At 62.5% G+C, this 15,714-nt stretch carries 13 protein-coding genes; 8 read left to right on the top strand and 5 right to left on the bottom strand.

Going from position 1 to position 15,714, the window contains the following annotated elements; genetic code table 11:
• Window positions 1–13 precede the first annotated feature (13 nt).
• Window positions 14–1,063 carry an L-threonine 3-dehydrogenase gene (tdh, locus tag AOP77_RS11815; RefSeq protein WP_062213854.1) on the bottom strand — a complete coding sequence of 350 codons (1,050 nt, stop codon included), beginning with the start codon at window positions 1,061–1,063 and terminating at the stop codon, window positions 14–16.
• Window positions 1,064–1,240: 177 nt separating this feature from the next.
• Between tdh and AOP77_RS11810 the strand changes: the two genes are divergently transcribed.
• From AOP77_RS11810 to AOP77_RS11785, 6 genes are all read left to right on the top strand, one after another.
• Window positions 1,241–1,915 carry an SDR family NAD(P)-dependent oxidoreductase gene (locus AOP77_RS11810; protein WP_062213852.1) on the top strand — a complete coding sequence of 225 codons (675 nt, stop codon included), beginning with the start codon at window positions 1,241–1,243 and terminating at the stop codon, window positions 1,913–1,915.
• Window positions 1,916–1,994: 79 nt separating this feature from the next.
• The gene (locus AOP77_RS11805; protein ID WP_062213850.1) at window positions 1,995–2,540 is read left to right on the top strand and encodes a PadR family transcriptional regulator; all 546 of its coding nucleotides are present in this window, start codon (window positions 1,995–1,997) and stop codon (window positions 2,538–2,540) included.
• Between the two features lie 79 nt (window positions 2,541–2,619).
• Window positions 2,620–4,257: an ABC1 kinase family protein gene (locus AOP77_RS11800; RefSeq protein WP_084622606.1), complete on the top strand. Its 1,638-nt coding sequence runs from the start codon at window positions 2,620–2,622 to the stop codon at window positions 4,255–4,257.
• A 26-nt stretch (window positions 4,258–4,283) separates the two neighbouring features.
• On the top strand, window positions 4,284–4,955 hold the full coding sequence (locus AOP77_RS11795) for a DUF6226 family protein (RefSeq protein WP_062213846.1): 672 nt from the start codon (window positions 4,284–4,286) through the stop codon (window positions 4,953–4,955).
• A complete protein-coding gene (locus AOP77_RS11790) occupies window positions 4,952–5,542 on the top strand; it encodes a YdeI/OmpD-associated family protein (RefSeq protein WP_062213844.1) in 591 nt (196 codons plus the stop codon). The genes AOP77_RS11795 and AOP77_RS11790 overlap by 4 nt, the downstream gene beginning before the upstream one ends.
• 38 nt (window positions 5,543–5,580) lie before the next feature.
• Complete coding sequence (locus AOP77_RS11785; protein WP_062213842.1) at window positions 5,581–6,378, top strand: transglutaminase-like domain-containing protein; 798 nt, start codon at window positions 5,581–5,583, stop codon at window positions 6,376–6,378.
• Window positions 6,379–6,387: 9 nt separating this feature from the next.
• On the opposite strand, the gene AOP77_RS11780 is transcribed toward AOP77_RS11785, so the two are convergent.
• From AOP77_RS11780 to AOP77_RS11770, 3 genes are all read right to left on the bottom strand, one after another.
• Window positions 6,388–7,929: a M15 family metallopeptidase gene (locus AOP77_RS11780; protein ID WP_062213840.1), complete on the bottom strand. Its 1,542-nt coding sequence runs from the start codon at window positions 7,927–7,929 to the stop codon at window positions 6,388–6,390.
• Between the two features lie 252 nt (window positions 7,930–8,181).
• Entirely contained in the window at window positions 8,182–9,297 is a 1,116-nt protein-coding gene (locus tag AOP77_RS11775; RefSeq protein WP_084622604.1) for a magnesium and cobalt transport protein CorA, read from the bottom strand.
• A gap of 92 nt (window positions 9,298–9,389) precedes the next feature.
• A complete protein-coding gene (locus AOP77_RS11770; protein WP_062213838.1) occupies window positions 9,390–10,286 on the bottom strand; it encodes a LysR family transcriptional regulator in 897 nt (298 codons plus the stop codon).
• 80 nt (window positions 10,287–10,366) lie between these two features.
• Here AOP77_RS11770 and AOP77_RS11765 point away from each other — a divergent pair, with 80 nt between their 5' ends.
• Window positions 10,367–13,825, top strand: coding sequence for a proline dehydrogenase family protein (locus tag AOP77_RS11765; RefSeq protein ID WP_084622602.1), 3,459 nt, complete (start codon window positions 10,367–10,369; stop codon window positions 13,823–13,825).
• Window positions 13,826–13,894: 69 nt separating this feature from the next.
• Complete coding sequence (locus tag AOP77_RS11760) at window positions 13,895–14,515, top strand: YitT family protein (protein WP_062213837.1); 621 nt, start codon at window positions 13,895–13,897, stop codon at window positions 14,513–14,515.
• 62 nt (window positions 14,516–14,577) lie between these two features.
• Here the strand turns inward: AOP77_RS11760 and AOP77_RS11755 are convergent, their stop codons facing one another.
• Entirely contained in the window at window positions 14,578–15,711 is a 1,134-nt protein-coding gene (locus AOP77_RS11755) for a bifunctional glycosyltransferase family 2/GtrA family protein (protein WP_062213835.1), read from the bottom strand.
• Between the last annotated feature and the right edge of the window lie 3 nt (window positions 15,712–15,714).

The following is a 15,714-nucleotide window of genomic DNA, read 5'->3' as shown; positions in this document are numbered from 1 at the left end:
TCCCGGCCCGGCGTTAACCCGGAGCCTCGGTCCAATCGAGTACAACCTTGCCGGCCGAAGCGGTGCGCGCGACCGCAAATCCCTGTTCCCATTCGCTCACGGGTAGGCGGTGGGTGATGACCGTGTCGAGCGCAACGCGAAGGTCTGCGCTCGACTGCAGCATTGCGCTCATGGCGTTCCACGTCTCGAACATCTCGCGGCCGTAAATGCCCGAGATAGTGAGCATGTGCGTCACGACCTTGGCCCAGTCGACGTTGATCGGCTCGGATGCCAGGCCGAGCATCGCCACACGCCCACCGTGGGTGAGATTCTCGATCATCTCGGGTAGCGCCGTGGGGTGGCCACTCATCTCCAAACCCACGTCGAAGCCCTCGCGCATACCCAACATTTCCTGAGCATCGGCGATCTTGTGTTGCGTCACGTTCAGGGCGATGTCGGCACCAACGATGCGTGCCAGTTCGAGTCGGGGTTCGGAGACGTCGGTGACGACCACAAAGCGGGCACCAATGTGACGGACGACGGCGGCGGCCATGAGACCGATGGGACCCGCGCCGGAGATGAGCACGTCCTCGCCTACGAGTGGGAACTTCAGTGCGGTGTGGACCGCATTGCCCAGTGGATCGAAGACGGCCGCGTGGTCAAGATTCATGCCGTCAGGATGGACCCACACGTTCGATTCGGGAAGCGCGACGTACTCTGCAAAGGCCCCGTTGCGGTTGACGCCAAGACCCGAGGTGCGGTTGCACATCTGCCGACGTCCCGCGCGACAGTTGCGGCAGGTGCCGCACACTATGTGGCCCTCACCGGAGACGATTGCCCCCACGTGGACGTCGCGAACCGCGGAGCCCACGGCAACGACTTCACCGCTGAACTCGTGCCCCGGCACAATCGGCGGCATCAGCGTTGACGCCGCCCAGGCGTCCCAGGACTCGATGTGCAGGTCGGTGCCGCATATTCCTGTGCGCAAGACCCGAATGGTGACGTCCGCATCGCCCGCAATTGGCTCTGGCACGTCTGCGAGTTCGAGCCCTGGGCCCGAGGTCGCCTTGAGCAGTGCGCGCATGTCGCCTCTCGTGTCGCAATAGGTGCACGTTCCCACCGGATGTTTGGCTCCGAAACTGTGTGCAGGTCTGCTCTCCAGTCTATCGACGCGTGAGTCTCACAGTCCGAGTTGAACGATGAAGTTGGCACGTCCTGGCCGCGATATTGTCGAGGTCACGCCATCAATTAAGGAGAAGTCATGCCTGTCCTCGCGATTATTGGAGCTGGACCTGGACTCGGGGCGGCGGTGGCCCGTCGGTTTGGGCGCGAAGGCTACGCAGTCGCGCTCATTTCACGCGACCAAGACAAGCTAGACAGCCTCGCAGCAGAACTTACTAATCGTGGAGTCGCGGCCCGCGGCTATGCCGCCGATGTCCTGGAACCGGAGTCACTCGAACACGCTCTTGCGAGCGCGGCCAACGAACTGGGCCCCATCGACGTACTGCAATACAGCCCACTCCCGGCCCGCAGCTACCTAAAACCGGTCCTCGACCTCACGCCTGAACTCGCAGTAGAGGCATTGCGGTTCTCTGCGATTGGGCTGATTCGCGCGGTCCGTGCCGTCCTTCCCTCCATGAGAGCGGCCGGCCGGGGCAGCATCGTTCTCATCAACGGCGGAACCTCCATTCAGTCGCGCCCGGACTTTTCCGGTACATCCGTCGCCTTCCCCGCGGAGACCGCCTATGGCGAGATGCTTCACGCGGCCCTGGAAGGAGAGGGGGTTGGCGTGCACCAACTGGTCATTCCCGGAGGAATCCCCAAGCTCGAGCTGCCCCACGGCATTGACGACGTTGCGGACAGGATTTGGCACCTGCAGGACACTCCGGCGGAGTTCCGCACCATGCTGATTCCGCTCGAGGAAGGCCGCGAGTAGAAATCCGAGTTTGGACTAGCGCGTTAAGCGCTAGCGATATATCGTTAAGTATCGTTCACTACCGACACGGGAGGTCATCATGAGCGGATCGTTCAAGACCAGCAGTTTCGACCCAAGCAAGGGCGCCGAAAACATGTGGCAGGCGATGGACCAGTTGCGGTCACAGTTTGAGAAGCGCGTCGGCACGCGGATGGGACGCGGAGATGTTCGCGTCTCGGTGCTCGCGCTGCTCAAGGAAGAGCCGATGCACGGGTACCAGATCATTCGCGAGATTGAAGAGCGCACCGAGGGAAGTTGGAAGCCCAGCGCAGGATCGGTGTATCCGACGCTTCAGCTTCTTGCCGACGAGGGGCTCATTACCGCCGAAGAGTCCAACGGACGCAAGACCTACACCCTGACCGATGCAGGGCGTGAGGCGGCCGAGGGCCCCGACGTGACGCCTCCGTGGGAGGCCACCGGTGCTCGCGACATTCACGCCATGGGCGAGCTCCCCAAGGCGGGTATCAATCTCGCCCAGGCCGCCGCTCAGGTAGGCCGTCAGGGCACGCCTGAGCAGGTAAAGGAAGCGGCGAGCGTTCTCGACGAGACGCGCCGCCGCATGTACGCCATTCTCGCCCAGGACTAGCGGGTTGACGCCAGCGCCTCCACGCCCGGCCCCGGAATACGCCGGCGCCGGGAACACGCGCGCCCGTTACCGGCGCATCATGAGGTTTGCTACGTGGAACCTCGTGGTGACGTGGTGGTACGAGATCCTGCTGACGCGCATTGGCCTGTCGAGGGTCGCTGAGCGCACCAGGGCTGCACGCATGCAGCGTGTTGCCCAGCGGTTTCACGGCTTGGCTGTGGACCTCGGCGGCCTGATGATCAAGGTCGGGCAATACATGTCGTCGCGCCTCGATGTGTTGCCGCCTCAAATCACGGAGGAGCTCGCTGGTCTGCAGGATGAGGTGCCGCCAGTACCGTTCGAGTACATTCGTGAACTGGCCGAGGCGGAGCTCGGCGTGTCACTGGATCGTGCGTTCGCTCACGTTGAGGAGACACCCGTCGCGGCGGCCTCTCTGGGCCAGGCACACCGGGCACGACTTGGTTCAATGGATGCGTCCGACACAGGGCTCTCAAACGTCATCATCAAGGTGCAGCGGCCCGGCATCGACGCGATCGTTGACGTCGACCTCGCCGCGCTGCGCAAGGTGGGTGGTTGGCTCAGCAGACTCCGGGCCGTGAACCGCAGGGTCGACCTGCCAGCGCTGATCGAGGAGTTTGCGCGCACCAGTCGCGAGGAAATCAACTACCTCCACGAGGCCGCAAATGCGGAACGTTTCGCGGAGGAATTCGAGGGAGACGACAGGGTTTCGGTGCCCGCGATTGCATGGGAGCGAACCTCGAGGCGAGTGTTGACGCTCGAGGACGTGACCGCGATCAAGATCTCGGACCTGCCTGGACTGCGGGCCGCGGGAATCGATCCCGCCGACGTGGCGCATGACTTTGCTGAGGTCATGTACGACCAGTTGTTCGGCAATGGATTCTTTCACGCCGACCCACACCCCGGAAACGTCTTCGTCACCCCGACGCCCGATGCGCCGGGCGAGCGTTCTTGGAAGCTCACCTTCATTGACTTCGGCATGATGGGCGAGCTGCCGAACAGCACTCGCGGGGGACTACGTCAACTTCTGATCGCCGCTGCCACCAGGGATGGCAAGGGCCTGGTCCAGGCCGGTCGCGATTTGGGAGTGCTGCTACCTTCCGCGGATACCGTCGAGCTCGAGCGCGTCCTCAAGGAGTTGTTCGCGCGCTTTGGAGGAATGGGCTTTGCCGAACTGCGCGATGTTGACCCCAACGACTTCAGGGAATTCGCGGTGCAGTTCAACGATGTGGTGCGGACGCTGCCTATCCAGTTGCCCGGGCACTTCCTGCTAGTAGGCAGGGCGATGTCGCTTACCTCGGGCGTCTGCAGCACGCTGAACCCCGCGTACAACCTGTGGGACTCCGTCGAGCCCTATGCGGCCCGGCTGTTGCGCGAAGAAGGCAGCAACGTCGTGAAGGACCTGGGTAAGGAGGCGCTTGATGTGGCGGCGGTTACCTGGGGTCTGCCCAAAAAGATCGACGGGCTGGTGACCAAGATCGACGAAGGTCGACTCGCCATCACCATGCCCCAGCTTGAACGCCGCATGGAGCGTCTCGAGAACTCCGCACGCCAAGTGATGTCCGGGTTGCTGTTCGCGGCACTGCTCTTCACGGGTGCGACCCTCAGACACGACGACCCGTTCCTTGGCAACCTGCTGATGATCGTGTCCGTTCTGCCGCTGATGCACGCGCTGTTTTCTGGCCGGCGCAGGCGCTAAGCGAGTTGCGCGGTAGATTCTCGCTTATGACGGTGCCGACACGACCATATGTGAGGCCGGCGATTAGTCTCCCGGTGTTCCACGATGCGTCGGGCGCGGTAATCGACTACGGAAATCGATGGGGCATAGCCGGGCCTCCCGAAGATAGTTATAGCGTGACCTCCAACCTGGAGCGTTTCGCGCCTGTGCATACGAGTGCTGATGCACTGATCAACCACCTCACGACGCGCTACGACGCGGTCGTCGACGAATCCGTGTCCTACGCAGCGGATCTCCTCAATGAACAAGAAGGCGTCACTCGAGCAGTTCGGGTCACTCCGACGTCCGCTGATGCGGCGGGGATCACGTTCGTGTTCACCGCATTTCCAGGGGTCATTGTGCACGCCGGCGTGCTCCAGGATTTGAGGTTCCCCGACTGCGGCTGCGACGCATGCGACGAGTCAGGGGTCTATCAGGCGGAGGAGTTGGAGTGGCAGGTGCTGGCAGTTGCTGCAGGCGGCTTTCGCGAGACGATGACGTCGAGGCCACGAGCGAAGTACGCCATGGATCTCAAGTACCCAGGTGGTTCCATTGGGTCCCACGGTAGATCGCTGTCCGAATACCCCACGGCAAGGGTCCGCGCGGCCCGGGAGACACTCAAGGGCTTGGCGGACGGCTGGCAGCCCTGGCCTGAACGCGCGGCAGGGGGAGTGACATGACCAAGGCGCCCATCGAGGAGTTCATCGTTGCCGACGCGAACGCATGGCGTGAGTGGCTCGACAAGAACGAAACAGCATCGGACGGCGTGTGGCTGGTGCTGGCAAAGAAGGGCGCCGAACACCCCACGACGCTGCGCTACGATCAAGCCCTCGACGAGGCGCTGTGCAGCGGCTGGATTGATGGGCAAAAGCGCGGCCGTGACGCTCACAGCTTCCTGCAACGCTTCACGCCCCGACGCAGGGCGTCCATGTGGTCCCAGCGCAACATTGGTATCGTCACCATGCTGACTGAACAGGGCCGCATGCGTGCGCAGGGTCAGGCGGAGATTGACCGGGCCAAGTCGGATGGACGGTGGGATCGTGCGTACGCAGGGCAAGCAACGGCCGAGGTGCCAGCGGACCTGGCTGCAGCCCTCTCGACGTCACCACAAGCCGCTGCCGCCTTTGCCGCGCTAACCAAAGCGGAGCGTTACCAACACATCATTCAGGTGGCCACGGCGACTACGCCCGCGACCCGCGCCCGGCGCATCGCCAAGAGCGCCCGCGTACTTGAGGAATCGCAGCAGGCGGACCAGAAACAGCGATAGCGCGGTCGGTGGGCTACGAGGCGTGCGATTATGAGGACATGAACCGCGACGTAAATTCCGAACTTGTCTTGGACGTCACGTCCACCGCCGACATCGTGTTGTCCGTCGCCTGTGCCGACGTGGAGTTGTCCGGTGGTTCCGAGGAACTCATTGTGGAGCTGAATGGCGAGTCGTTGCCCACGTTGGAACTGCTGGATCGTCACAGCACTCGGCTGCACAGGCTCACCACGGGGCCAGGGGAACTCAAGATCCGCTACGCAGCGAACATCCCGAGCCGAGTTGAACCCGAGACGGCCGACGAGGCGGACATCATCCGCTATTTGCGCCCCAGTCGTTACTGCGAGTCGGACTCGCTGGGACCTACCGCATTCGCGACATTTGCTGACCTCACCGGAAGTCAGTTGCTGGAAGCTGTGGGGTCGTGGGTGGGCACCAAACTCTTCTATGTCTCGGGCTCCAGCCTGCCCACGGACGGTGCGGTGCGAACGCTCCTGGCGCGCGAAGGTGTGTGCCGCGACTTCGCCCACCTGTGCATCGGGCTGTTACGGGCGATGAATGTCCCCGCACGCCTCGCGTCGGTGTACGCGCCAGGCCTGAGTCCCATGGACTTTCACGCCGTGTGCGAGGCGCATGTCGACGGGCGATGGCTAGTCGTTGATCCCACCACACTCGCACCGCGTTCGTCCATGGTGCGCATCGCGACCGGTAGGGATGCCGCGGACACCGCGTTCCTTACCGTTCTGAGCGGGACGCTTGACCTTGAGTCGCTCAGCGTCACCGCAGTTGTCGACGACCTCCCGTACGACGACGTGCGCGAGGCCATCCAACTCGGCTAGTACGACGACCTAGTCCTGCTCGAGTGGCTCCCGCGCCCCATCCTCGTCCTCGTCCTCGGCGATGGTCTCGAAGACGTTCTTGATGGGGTCGAGCAATACGGGTGCTTCGGGGGCGACAAAACGGCCAACCTCGGGTGCTACATACTCAAGGTGCCAGGACTCTGGCAACGATCCACCCGGGCGCGCCCAAGCGGGGTGAACCCAACCGAATTTCGCGCCGTTAGCCGTCAGCCAGGCCGCAGACTCGGGATACAAGTCGACCGCCATGCCCCAGCCGTGATTCGACGTGCCAGGAGGGGCGGCCATATGGCCCTTGCGCGCCTTGGTGATCACCTGAGACTGGTAGGTGCGGTACGAGTCCGTCATCCTGAGGTGTGTGCCAGTCTCAGAGAAATACGCCTGGTCAGCCGCGTCGAGCGCGGCTGCGGCGTCACATTGAAGCGAGTGGCCGATGGCGAAGGAGACGGCACATAGTGAACTGCTCGCAAGCCGTCCGTTGGAACCCGACGTGCCGGCAGGCATCCCTGTCCACCCATTGCTGCGGCTCGTGACGAAATCCAGATTCTGTCGCGTATGGTCAGCTAGCGCCGTGGCGAGTTCGTCTTGGTGCTCTTCGATGCGCTGATCGTTGAGTTTATCGCGGCGATCATTCTCAGCATCGATCCAGATCTGATGAGATGTGCTCACCGCGTCGATCGACGCGTCCAGGCTGTAGGTGGCGCTGCTAATGCGAGTGAGCTGCTTTATCACTGATGCTGGATCCGTGCGGTCGATTTCTTTCGCTTCTGCGGCCGCGCTACTGAGCTTCTCAATGCTGGTGCGCACGGTGGAAAGCGTGGCGCTCGATTCGACGTGAAGGCCCACAGTACTGAGGATCTCCGATGCGGATTCCGTGGACAACGGCACTTCTTCAATGGCGGCGTCGAGGTCGTTGACTTTGAGAACCAGGCTCGCCTTGGCGGTGACGTCCTCAACGGCATCAGTGCTGGCGTCAACTTCCTCGAGCGCTGCGTCGAGAGCATCGCTCACCTCAGTGAGTTTTGCTGTGGCGTCACGCGCGGCGTCGATGTCCTTGACGTCTCCAGCAAGGACCTTCTCGACCTCCTCGTCCTCGACCACGTTGGCGAGTTGATCGTCCGCAACGGCGGTTGGCGTGGTGGCGACGGGAGTGGATGTCGTGGGCAGTAGCGTGGGAACCTTGGCCACTGGGGTGAGCGTGAGCTTTACGGGCGCTGCCGCCACCTCGACGGCATTCTCGCTGGCGACGGATATGGCGTCACTTGAGGCGATTGACAGCGATGCCGCGGCGTTCTGGACCTGCGCATCGTCCGCCACGGGAGCCGCTGACGCGGCAACATCCTGTGCGCGGGTAAGTGATACCTCGAGCGCCTGTCGTTTGTCGTCAACTTCGCGTGCCGCGGCGAAAGCTTGGTTGACAGCTCGATGACTCTCGATGCTGTGGGCGCCGTTTGTGCTGGCATAGCCTGCGCCGAAGCACGCGAGCGCGACACCGGCGACGACGACATGGGACTTGTGAATCGGATTGCTCATAGATCTCAGAACTCTCGGGGCAGGGAGGTTCTCAACGGCGCGATGCAGTGACGCATACGTGTTGAGATGCGACTGTCAAAGGCGCCAGTGTCGCTGCGGTGGCTCTAGGCAGTCTTTGAGACTGCGCGCGCTGCCCTAATACGCTCGCGCACCATTCGAACCTGTGTCCTGTGACGCGACGCAAGACATATGCGACATTTCTACAACGCCCAAGGTGGTCGAGACGTTCCCTGCCTCAACCTACGTACATGCCTACATCCATTTCCTGCGTTTGAAGACCCAGTAGAGAATGCTGGCAAACCCCACCATCATGGCGAGAGCCAACGGATATCCCAATAGCCAGTGTAGTTCTGGCATGTGTGTGAAATTCATCCCGTAAACGGCGGCAATCAGCGTTGGTGCGAACAGGATCGCAGCCCAGCCGGAAATTTTCTTCATGTCCTCGTTCTGGCGTTGGCCCACGAGTGTCGCGTTAACCGCGAGGATTTGAGTAAGCGACTCCCGTAGCTCGATGACTTCGGTGTCCACCCGTGCGAGGTGGTCGGACAGGTCGCCGAGGTACGCCTGCAGGTCGCCAGTGACATGAAATTTCTTGTAGCCACCGGTGAGAGTTGCCACCACGCCACTCAGGGAAGAAATTGCCTGCTTGAGGTCTATCACCTCCTGACTAAGACGATAGATGCGCTCCGCTGCAGCGGCGTCGCCGCTGAAGACCTGGCGCTCAATCTGATCCTTGTCGACCGCAAGTCCCTCGAGGACAGGGACAAAGCCATCGACGATGCTGTCGAGGAGGCGGTAGGCGACGGCGGCGGGGCCCAGGCGCAACATGATCGGATCGGACAGCAGGTTTCCTGAGCGTACGTTTGGGGAGAGTTGGGCGTCGATGTCGAGAGTGGTGATATCGGTGCCGCCAATCCATCGACCGTCCTGGCAGATGACCACCACGGCATTCTCACGCAGTAGTACGTGGAACTCCGCGAACTCAACGATCTCTTGGTCGTCGACGTACCAGGCGGAGCGCGCCACCAAAAACACGACGTCGTCGTAGCGTTCGATCTTCGGCCGTTGCCTACCCTTGATGAGGTCCTCGACAAGCAAGGGATGTAGGCCCCAGGCGGTAGCCAGTTCGTCGATAGTGGCCTGCGCCGGCTCCGCGTAGAGCAGCATGGACATCCGACTGGGCGCGCCGCTCGCGTAGTCCATGGCATCTTTGACGCTGGCGTGCTCCGGAGCCCGCGACACCTCTCCGTCCTCAACGAACCGGGCCAGGCGCAGAACGTCCTTGGTGGGGAGGGGACTCGGCGCGCCCTGGTCACCGGGGCGGCGTAGGCCGATGTGAGGTCGGTATAGTTTGCGTCGCGTAGCCATCCGCAGTCTCCGAACGTCGTAGGTGCTGCTGGCCAGCCTATGGCACACGTGATCCGGACCCGAGCACGCTTCGCCCCTGACACGCCGTGCGTCTAGCTCGCTGTTCCCAAGTGCGCCGCGGCCTCACGAAGTGCCGTCACGACCACCCTGATCGCGGGGTCCGCGAGCGACGATTCGCGCATGGCCGTGAACACCGTGCGGGTGGGTGCCTGGGGAAGTGAATGCATCGCTAACGCAGGATCCGCGTCAGTGAGCATCAGATCCGGCAGCAGTGCCACCGCCTCTCCGGCCCTTACTAGGGCGACGTGTGCCTGCAGATCAGCGGTCACGAATCTCACGTCAGGCTCGAACCCGGCGACCCGGCACAATTGCTCGGCGAAGTGGCGCGACGCAGCGCCATGCGGCTCCATCACCCAAGGTGTTGCCGCGCATGAGCCTATGGTGGATCCTTCATGAGTCAGGGGAGTGGCGAGTCGAACGGCATCGGCGACCAGCGTGTCCCGGACCAGCCCCGCGTAGTGCGGCGCCGAATGATGCGGGTACTCCTCGGCTACCACTAGATCGAAGTCGCGAGCCCAGGTGTCCTCGAGCGCTTGCGCCGGCTCGCTCTGAGTTACTTGCACGCGTAGTTCGGGTGCGACGCGTCGAGCATTTCCGAGGGCAAGGGGCAACAGGGCCAGGGCTGCCGACTGAAACACTGCGAGTCGAACGGTGCCCGCCACGCGGGCATCCGCTCCGCGCACCGCCGATTGGGCGCGCTCCAACGCCGACAAAACATCATCAGCCGATGCCGCAAGTCGTTCACCCGCCGGCGTCAGGATGAGTTTCCGACCCACTCGGCGAGTAAGTGCTGTGCCGGCCGCGCGCTCAAGCGAGGTGAGTTGTTGGGAGACGGCCGACGGCGTGTAACCGAGAGCGTCTGCGGTTGCGGCTAAAGTGCCGCGGCGAGCAAACTCGCGAAGGGTTCTGAGTTGGTTGGCGTCGAGCATGTCTTAGTTAAGCATGGCTTAATGAAATTATGCAGATAGAGGAACTGGTTCTATGCAATAAACGAGTAGAGACTTGGGGAATGACCACTTCACACATGAAGTCAGCCGGGTTCAACGTCGTGCCCGGTTCGCCCAATGACCAGGCCGCCGCCGACGCAGCTGTCGCACAGGTACATACGTGGCTCGACGCCGTCCATAGCGAACGGCAACGACCCGCTGCGAGGATCATGACGCAGGCGCTGTCCTCGCCAGGCGGACTCCGCTATTTGACGGAGGTTGTGGACGGGGTGGTGCGCCCCGAGGACCTTCGTGTCGCAGCCCGAGAATTGGTGCGCGCGAGCAAGAATGCCGAGCTTCACCTTCCGGGCGGAATGGCGTTTCTCACCAAGATGGGCGGCGTTGCGGCGCGAGTCGCGCCTGTGCTCACCGTCCGCATTGCTCGTCGCTTTATCCGCGCGCTGGTGGGTCACCTGGTGGTTGACGCCACACCCGCAAAACTGTCGGGGAACTTGCGAAAGCTCCGTGCGGGTGGTGCCCACCTAAATGTGAACCTGTTAGGTGAGGCTGTGCTGGGAAAGAAGGAAGCACTGAAGCGCGTGGCCGCGACACGTGACCTGATTCGCAACCCTGATGTCGACTACGTGTCCATCAAGGTTTCCGCGGCCATCGCCCCGCACTCGCCATGGGCAGCGGAGGAAGCTGTCGAGCCCATCATCGCGACTCTCACTCCGTTGTACGAGGCCGCTCTCGAGAACAACAGCACGTTCGTCAACCTCGACATGGAGGAATACCGGGACCTGGATCTGACGGTCTCCGTTTTCGAGAAGCTCATGATGACGGAGCGCTTCATGGATTTGCGCGCCGGGATAGTCATCCAGGCATACTTGCCCGAGTCGAGTACCGCATTGGAGCGCATCCAACACCTCGCGGACTCCCGGGTGGCCGCTGGGGGAGCGCCCCTGCGGGTACGAATCGTGAAGGGCGCGAACCTTTCCATGGAACGCGTCGAGTCTGAGGTTCGTGACTGGCCCCTGGCGACGTGGGGCACCAAGCAGGAGTCTGACGCACAGTACAAGCGGCTCCTGGACCGAGCTCTGACGCCACAACGTACGCGCGCGCTCAAGGTTGGCATTGCCGGTCACAATCTGTTTGACATCGCCTTGGCGTGGTCGCGAGCGCAAGAGCGTGGCGTCATGGATGACGTTCAGTTCGAGATGCTGCTGGGAATGGGGGAGCACGTGGCCACCGCGGTCAGCGCGGATGTCGGCACGCTCCGGCTTTACACGCCCGTGGTCAATCCGCGTGACTTTGACGTTGCGCTCGCCTATTTGGTGCGTCGTCTTGAGGAGGTCGCGAACCCCCAGAACTTCTTGTCGCGTCTCGCCACCATGTCCACCAGTAAAGAGCACTTTGACCGTGAAGAGCAGGCCTTCCGCACCTCGTTCACGGAATCCCTTAAGCCGCAGATTGTGGAGACACGCCGCGACGTGGATTCTCAGGCCACCACCGGCGCCGGGTTCGTCAACACCCCCGACCAGGATCCCGCCCGCGCCTCTGTTCGTGACTCTGGTAGGGCGATTCTGCTCGCAGCCCGAACCTCGCATGCTGGCGAGGCGTCGTTGACGGTCGCGCACCTTGAAGAACCCGAGCCGCTAGACCGCGTCATCTCCGCGGCCCACGCCGCTGGCGTTCGTTGGGGTGGGGTGCCGGCTTCTGAGCGTGCCGATCTCCTGGAGAGCATCGCCAACCAACTGGAATTGCACCGGCACGATCTCATGGAGGTCATGGCATCCGAGGCCGGAAAGACTCTCGACCAGTCGGACCCCGAAGTGTCAGAAGCAATCGACTTCGCTCGCTACTACGCCGCACGTGCACGCGAGCTCGACTCGATGGCGGGAGTTACCGCGGCTCCACGTCCGCTCACTCTCGTGACGCCACCGTGGAACTTCCCCGTGGCGATTCCCGCAGGTTCCGTACTTGCATCGCTCGCGGCCGGTTCCGCCGTCATTCTGAAGCCGGCCCGCGAGTCACGTCGCTGTGGGGCAGTGCTCGCTGAGGCGATGTGGGCCGCAGGGGTGCCCAAGGATCTGCTGACGCTGATGACGATCAACACACGCAAGATCGGGGATAACCTCCTCACGGACAAGCGCATTGATCAAGTCATCTTGACCGGTGGGTTTGAGACCGCGGAACTATTTCTGAGCAAGCGACCGGACATGAGGCTGCACGCCGAGACATCGGGCAAGAACGTGCTGATTGTCACGCCAAGCGCGGACCTCGACCTCGCGGCTAAGGACCTGGTGGCTTCGGCCTTTGGCCACGCTGGCCAGAAGTGCTCGGCTTCCTCGGTCGCGATTCTGGTGGGTTCGGTCGCAGACTCCCGCCGGTTCCACGACCAGCTGCTCGATGCCGTCAAGTCGCTGCACGTAGCCCGCGCCACTGAGATCACTGCGCAGATGGGTCCCGTGATTAGCGAGCCAACTGACAAGTTGCTGCGGGGGCTCACTGACCTCGATGGCGACGAACAGTGGTGGGTGGAGCCTCGGCGCCTCGCCGACGCCTTGTGGACTCCAGGAGTACGAGGCTGGGTCGAGCCAGGCTCCTTCATGCACACAGTGGAGTGCTTTGGTCCCGTACTGGGCATGATGCGAGCGGACACGCTCGACGAGGCAATTGATCTGGTGAATCGGATCGATTACGGCCTGACGTCTGGAATCCACACGCTGGACGAGGCAGAGATCCGCCACTGGATGTCTGGCATCCATGCTGGCAATCTCTACGTCAACCGGGGTACCACGGGTGCGATTGTGCAGCGCCAGCCCTTTGGCGGATGGAAGCGCTCGGTCGTCGGGCCCACCGTCAAGGCTGGTGGACCTCACTACGTGCAGACGCTGACCGGATGGACGCCGACCGACGCGGGCGAGCCAGAATCCGCCTCAGTTCCGACTCGCGTGGCCCCACTAGTTGATCTGGCCGGACAGGCTTGGGTGCGCAGGGGAGCGGAACTGGATGCTGCCGCGTGGGTCGAGCGCTTTGGGATCGGGCACGATCCCACGGGGCTCGTGAGCGAACGCAACGTGCTCCGCTACCTGCCGGCGCCCACCGTGATCCGTTGGGACGGCGAGAACGCCGCGTACCTGGCTCGGGTTGCCTCCGCGTCGGTCGCTGCACATGTCTCCACCGAGGTCTCGGTGGCCGCAAATGTGGCCGATGACGTCGCGCATGCCCTTGCCAAGGTGCTGGTGCCGGTGATTGTAGAGGACGCATCGGCGCTGGCAGATCGTGTGGCTGCGGTGCCGGGCGGTCGCGTTCGGACAATCGGAACTGTTGAGAACGAGTTGCGAGGACGTCCAGACGTCGCGGTATTCGACACTCCGGTCAGTGCGAATGCCGAACTCGAAATGATGCCGTTCCTGAGGGAGCAGGCGATCTCCATGACGGCGCACCGCTACGGAACGCCATTTGCCCCAGCAGAGGCCATTGGTGACGAGTTGGTGGCGCGCCGCTCACGGGAAACACCGGAACTCCACGTGCGCTGACGTCGGCAACAATGGAGGCTGTGACCTAAGCCTCGGTTGCGATCCGTACCAACACCTGGAGTATCAGCCTTGTCAGCAGTAGTAGAAGCACCACGGGCCGAGAAGCACGCCCTCTGGGAGGACGCGCTAGCGATTCCCAGTGGCGCCTTCCTTATGGCCTTTGGTCTATTCCTGCTAGGCCAGATTGGGGGCGTCTCGGGAGGTGTCGCCGGAGTCGCCATCCTCGGAAGCTACTGGACTCATTGGTCGTTTGGCCTGATCTACTTTGTGCTTAACATTCCATTCTTTGTGTTCGCCATTTGGCGTATGGGATGGCTATTCACCTCGAAGACAATTATCACGGTCTCGCTGATTTCGGTGTTCGAGTGGGTTCACGAGCATTTTCTTGACGTGAGCGCCATTAACCCGCTGTACGCCAGCATCTTTGCGGGGTTGGCTGTGGGCGTAGGCATGATCATGATCTTCCGTCATGGCGCATCGGCGGGCGGATTTGGCATTGTCGCCGCCTATCTCCAGGAACGCAAGGGAATCCGAGCGGGCTACACGCAAGGTGCGTTCGATGTGGTGGTGGTGGTGGTTGCCGCGTTGTCGACGGTCTCGCCATACATCCTGATTGTCTCGATCATCGGCGCGGTCTTCCTCAACCTGATTCTGGCGATCAACCATCGCCCCGGTCGCTATTTAGGCTAGGGGCGGTCCCGTTTAACGCGTGTTCTTCTCGATCTCCTTGAGAGTCGCCAGAATCTTCGCCATTAGATCAGTCTGCTTGCGCTGTTCTTTCTGGACCTGCTCGATGTCGTGGAAGTAGCTCGCCAAGTCGTCTCCTCTGAAGGTGTTACCACCTTGGCGCATGCCTCTGACATGGCGTGAGGATGAGAAAAGACGACGCGGCGTTGGATGCCGAACGACGCGAACCAGAGGACCAGGTCGGTAAGGATTTTCGCGGGCAGTAGTGCCAAGCCATACCCGGTCAGAGTAAGCAGACCGAAGTAGCTGGCCCCCGCCACCACCGCGGCGAGCGCGATGTACTTGGCCACCTGTGGCAACAAGCTGCCCCTCGCCCTGAACACGGTGCGCCGATTCAATGCGAAGTTGGCGGATCCACTGATCAGCCGTGCACCCAGGACGGCGACCGCCAGAGAACCGGTCGCGGTATTCAAGGCAAGCAACGCAATGGCGTCGATAGCGAATGAAGCCACGGACGACGCGCCGAATAGTAGTAGTGGTGCGAGCACCAAGAGTGTGTCGACGACCGGTCGGAAATGCGACGACTTGTTGTTCTCGAGGTACACCGTCTGGATGGGAACCTCCACCATCGCCACATGATGCTTTGACGCGTCCAGCAGCAGCCGCAATTCATACGCGAAGCGCTCACCGCGTACGCCAATTGCCCAACTCAGCAGCGATGGCGGGTAGCCTCGTAGCCCCGTCTGGGTGTCGGTAATGCGCCTGCCGAGCGCTGCGCTCACCAGCGCGGTGCTGGCGCGGTTGCCGAGGCGTGAGCGAACCGGAACGTCACCGACGAACGAACGCGCGCCCAGAACGACCGCATCGGGACTGCCCTCGCGCTGGCGGCGAGAGAGTTCGGCCCCCACCCGCAGGATGTCTTGGACGCGGTGTTGGCCGTCGCTATCCGCGCAGACCACGGCCTCGCCTTCGGCGTAGCGCTGCAACCATTCAAAGCCGATGCGCAGGGCCTCGCCCTTTCCCTGGTTGACGTCCCGCGTCACGACCACACCGCCCACCTCGGTGACATTGTCGAACAGTCCTGCGTATGCCGGCCCCGAGCCGTCGTCAATAACCAAGACGGGGCTATGGGGCAGCAGTGTCCGGACCAGTTCTACCAAGCGTGAATCGGGCTCGAACGAGGGAATCAGTATCCACATGGC

The organism is Demequina oxidasica (assembly GCF_000975115.1).
Classification (GTDB): domain Bacteria; phylum Actinomycetota; class Actinomycetes; order Actinomycetales; family Demequinaceae; genus Demequina; species Demequina oxidasica.
Note: the sequence above shows the minus strand (reverse complement) of the source record. Positions and strands in the feature narration are given on the sequence as shown.

What these genes read in the sequence shown, in the direction of transcription:
- tdh (WP_062213854.1), bottom strand. Translation starts at nt 1,063, where the DNA reads ATGCGCGCACTGCTCAAGGCGACCTCGGGCCCAGGGCTCGAACTCGCA.
- AOP77_RS11810 (WP_062213852.1), top strand. Translation starts at nt 1,241, where the DNA reads ATGCCTGTCCTCGCGATTATTGGAGCTGGACCTGGACTCGGGGCGGCG.
- AOP77_RS11805 (WP_062213850.1), top strand. Translation starts at nt 1,995, where the DNA reads ATGAGCGGATCGTTCAAGACCAGCAGTTTCGACCCAAGCAAGGGCGCC.
- AOP77_RS11800 (WP_084622606.1), top strand. Translation starts at nt 2,620, where the DNA reads ATGAGGTTTGCTACGTGGAACCTCGTGGTGACGTGGTGGTACGAGATC.
- AOP77_RS11795 (WP_062213846.1), top strand. Translation starts at nt 4,284, where the DNA reads ATGACGGTGCCGACACGACCATATGTGAGGCCGGCGATTAGTCTCCCG.
- AOP77_RS11790 (WP_062213844.1), top strand. Translation starts at nt 4,952, where the DNA reads ATGACCAAGGCGCCCATCGAGGAGTTCATCGTTGCCGACGCGAACGCA.
- AOP77_RS11785 (WP_062213842.1), top strand. Translation starts at nt 5,581, where the DNA reads ATGAACCGCGACGTAAATTCCGAACTTGTCTTGGACGTCACGTCCACC.
- AOP77_RS11780 (WP_062213840.1), bottom strand. Translation starts at nt 7,929, where the DNA reads ATGAGCAATCCGATTCACAAGTCCCATGTCGTCGTCGCCGGTGTCGCG.
- AOP77_RS11775 (WP_084622604.1), bottom strand. Translation starts at nt 9,297, where the DNA reads ATGGCTACGCGACGCAAACTATACCGACCTCACATCGGCCTACGCCGC.
- AOP77_RS11770 (WP_062213838.1), bottom strand. Translation starts at nt 10,286, where the DNA reads ATGCTCGACGCCAACCAACTCAGAACCCTTCGCGAGTTTGCTCGCCGC.
- AOP77_RS11765 (WP_084622602.1), top strand. Translation starts at nt 10,367, where the DNA reads ATGACCACTTCACACATGAAGTCAGCCGGGTTCAACGTCGTGCCCGGT.
- AOP77_RS11755 (WP_062213835.1), bottom strand. Translation starts at nt 15,711, where the DNA reads ATGTGGATACTGATTCCCTCGTTCGAGCCCGATTCACGCTTGGTAGAA.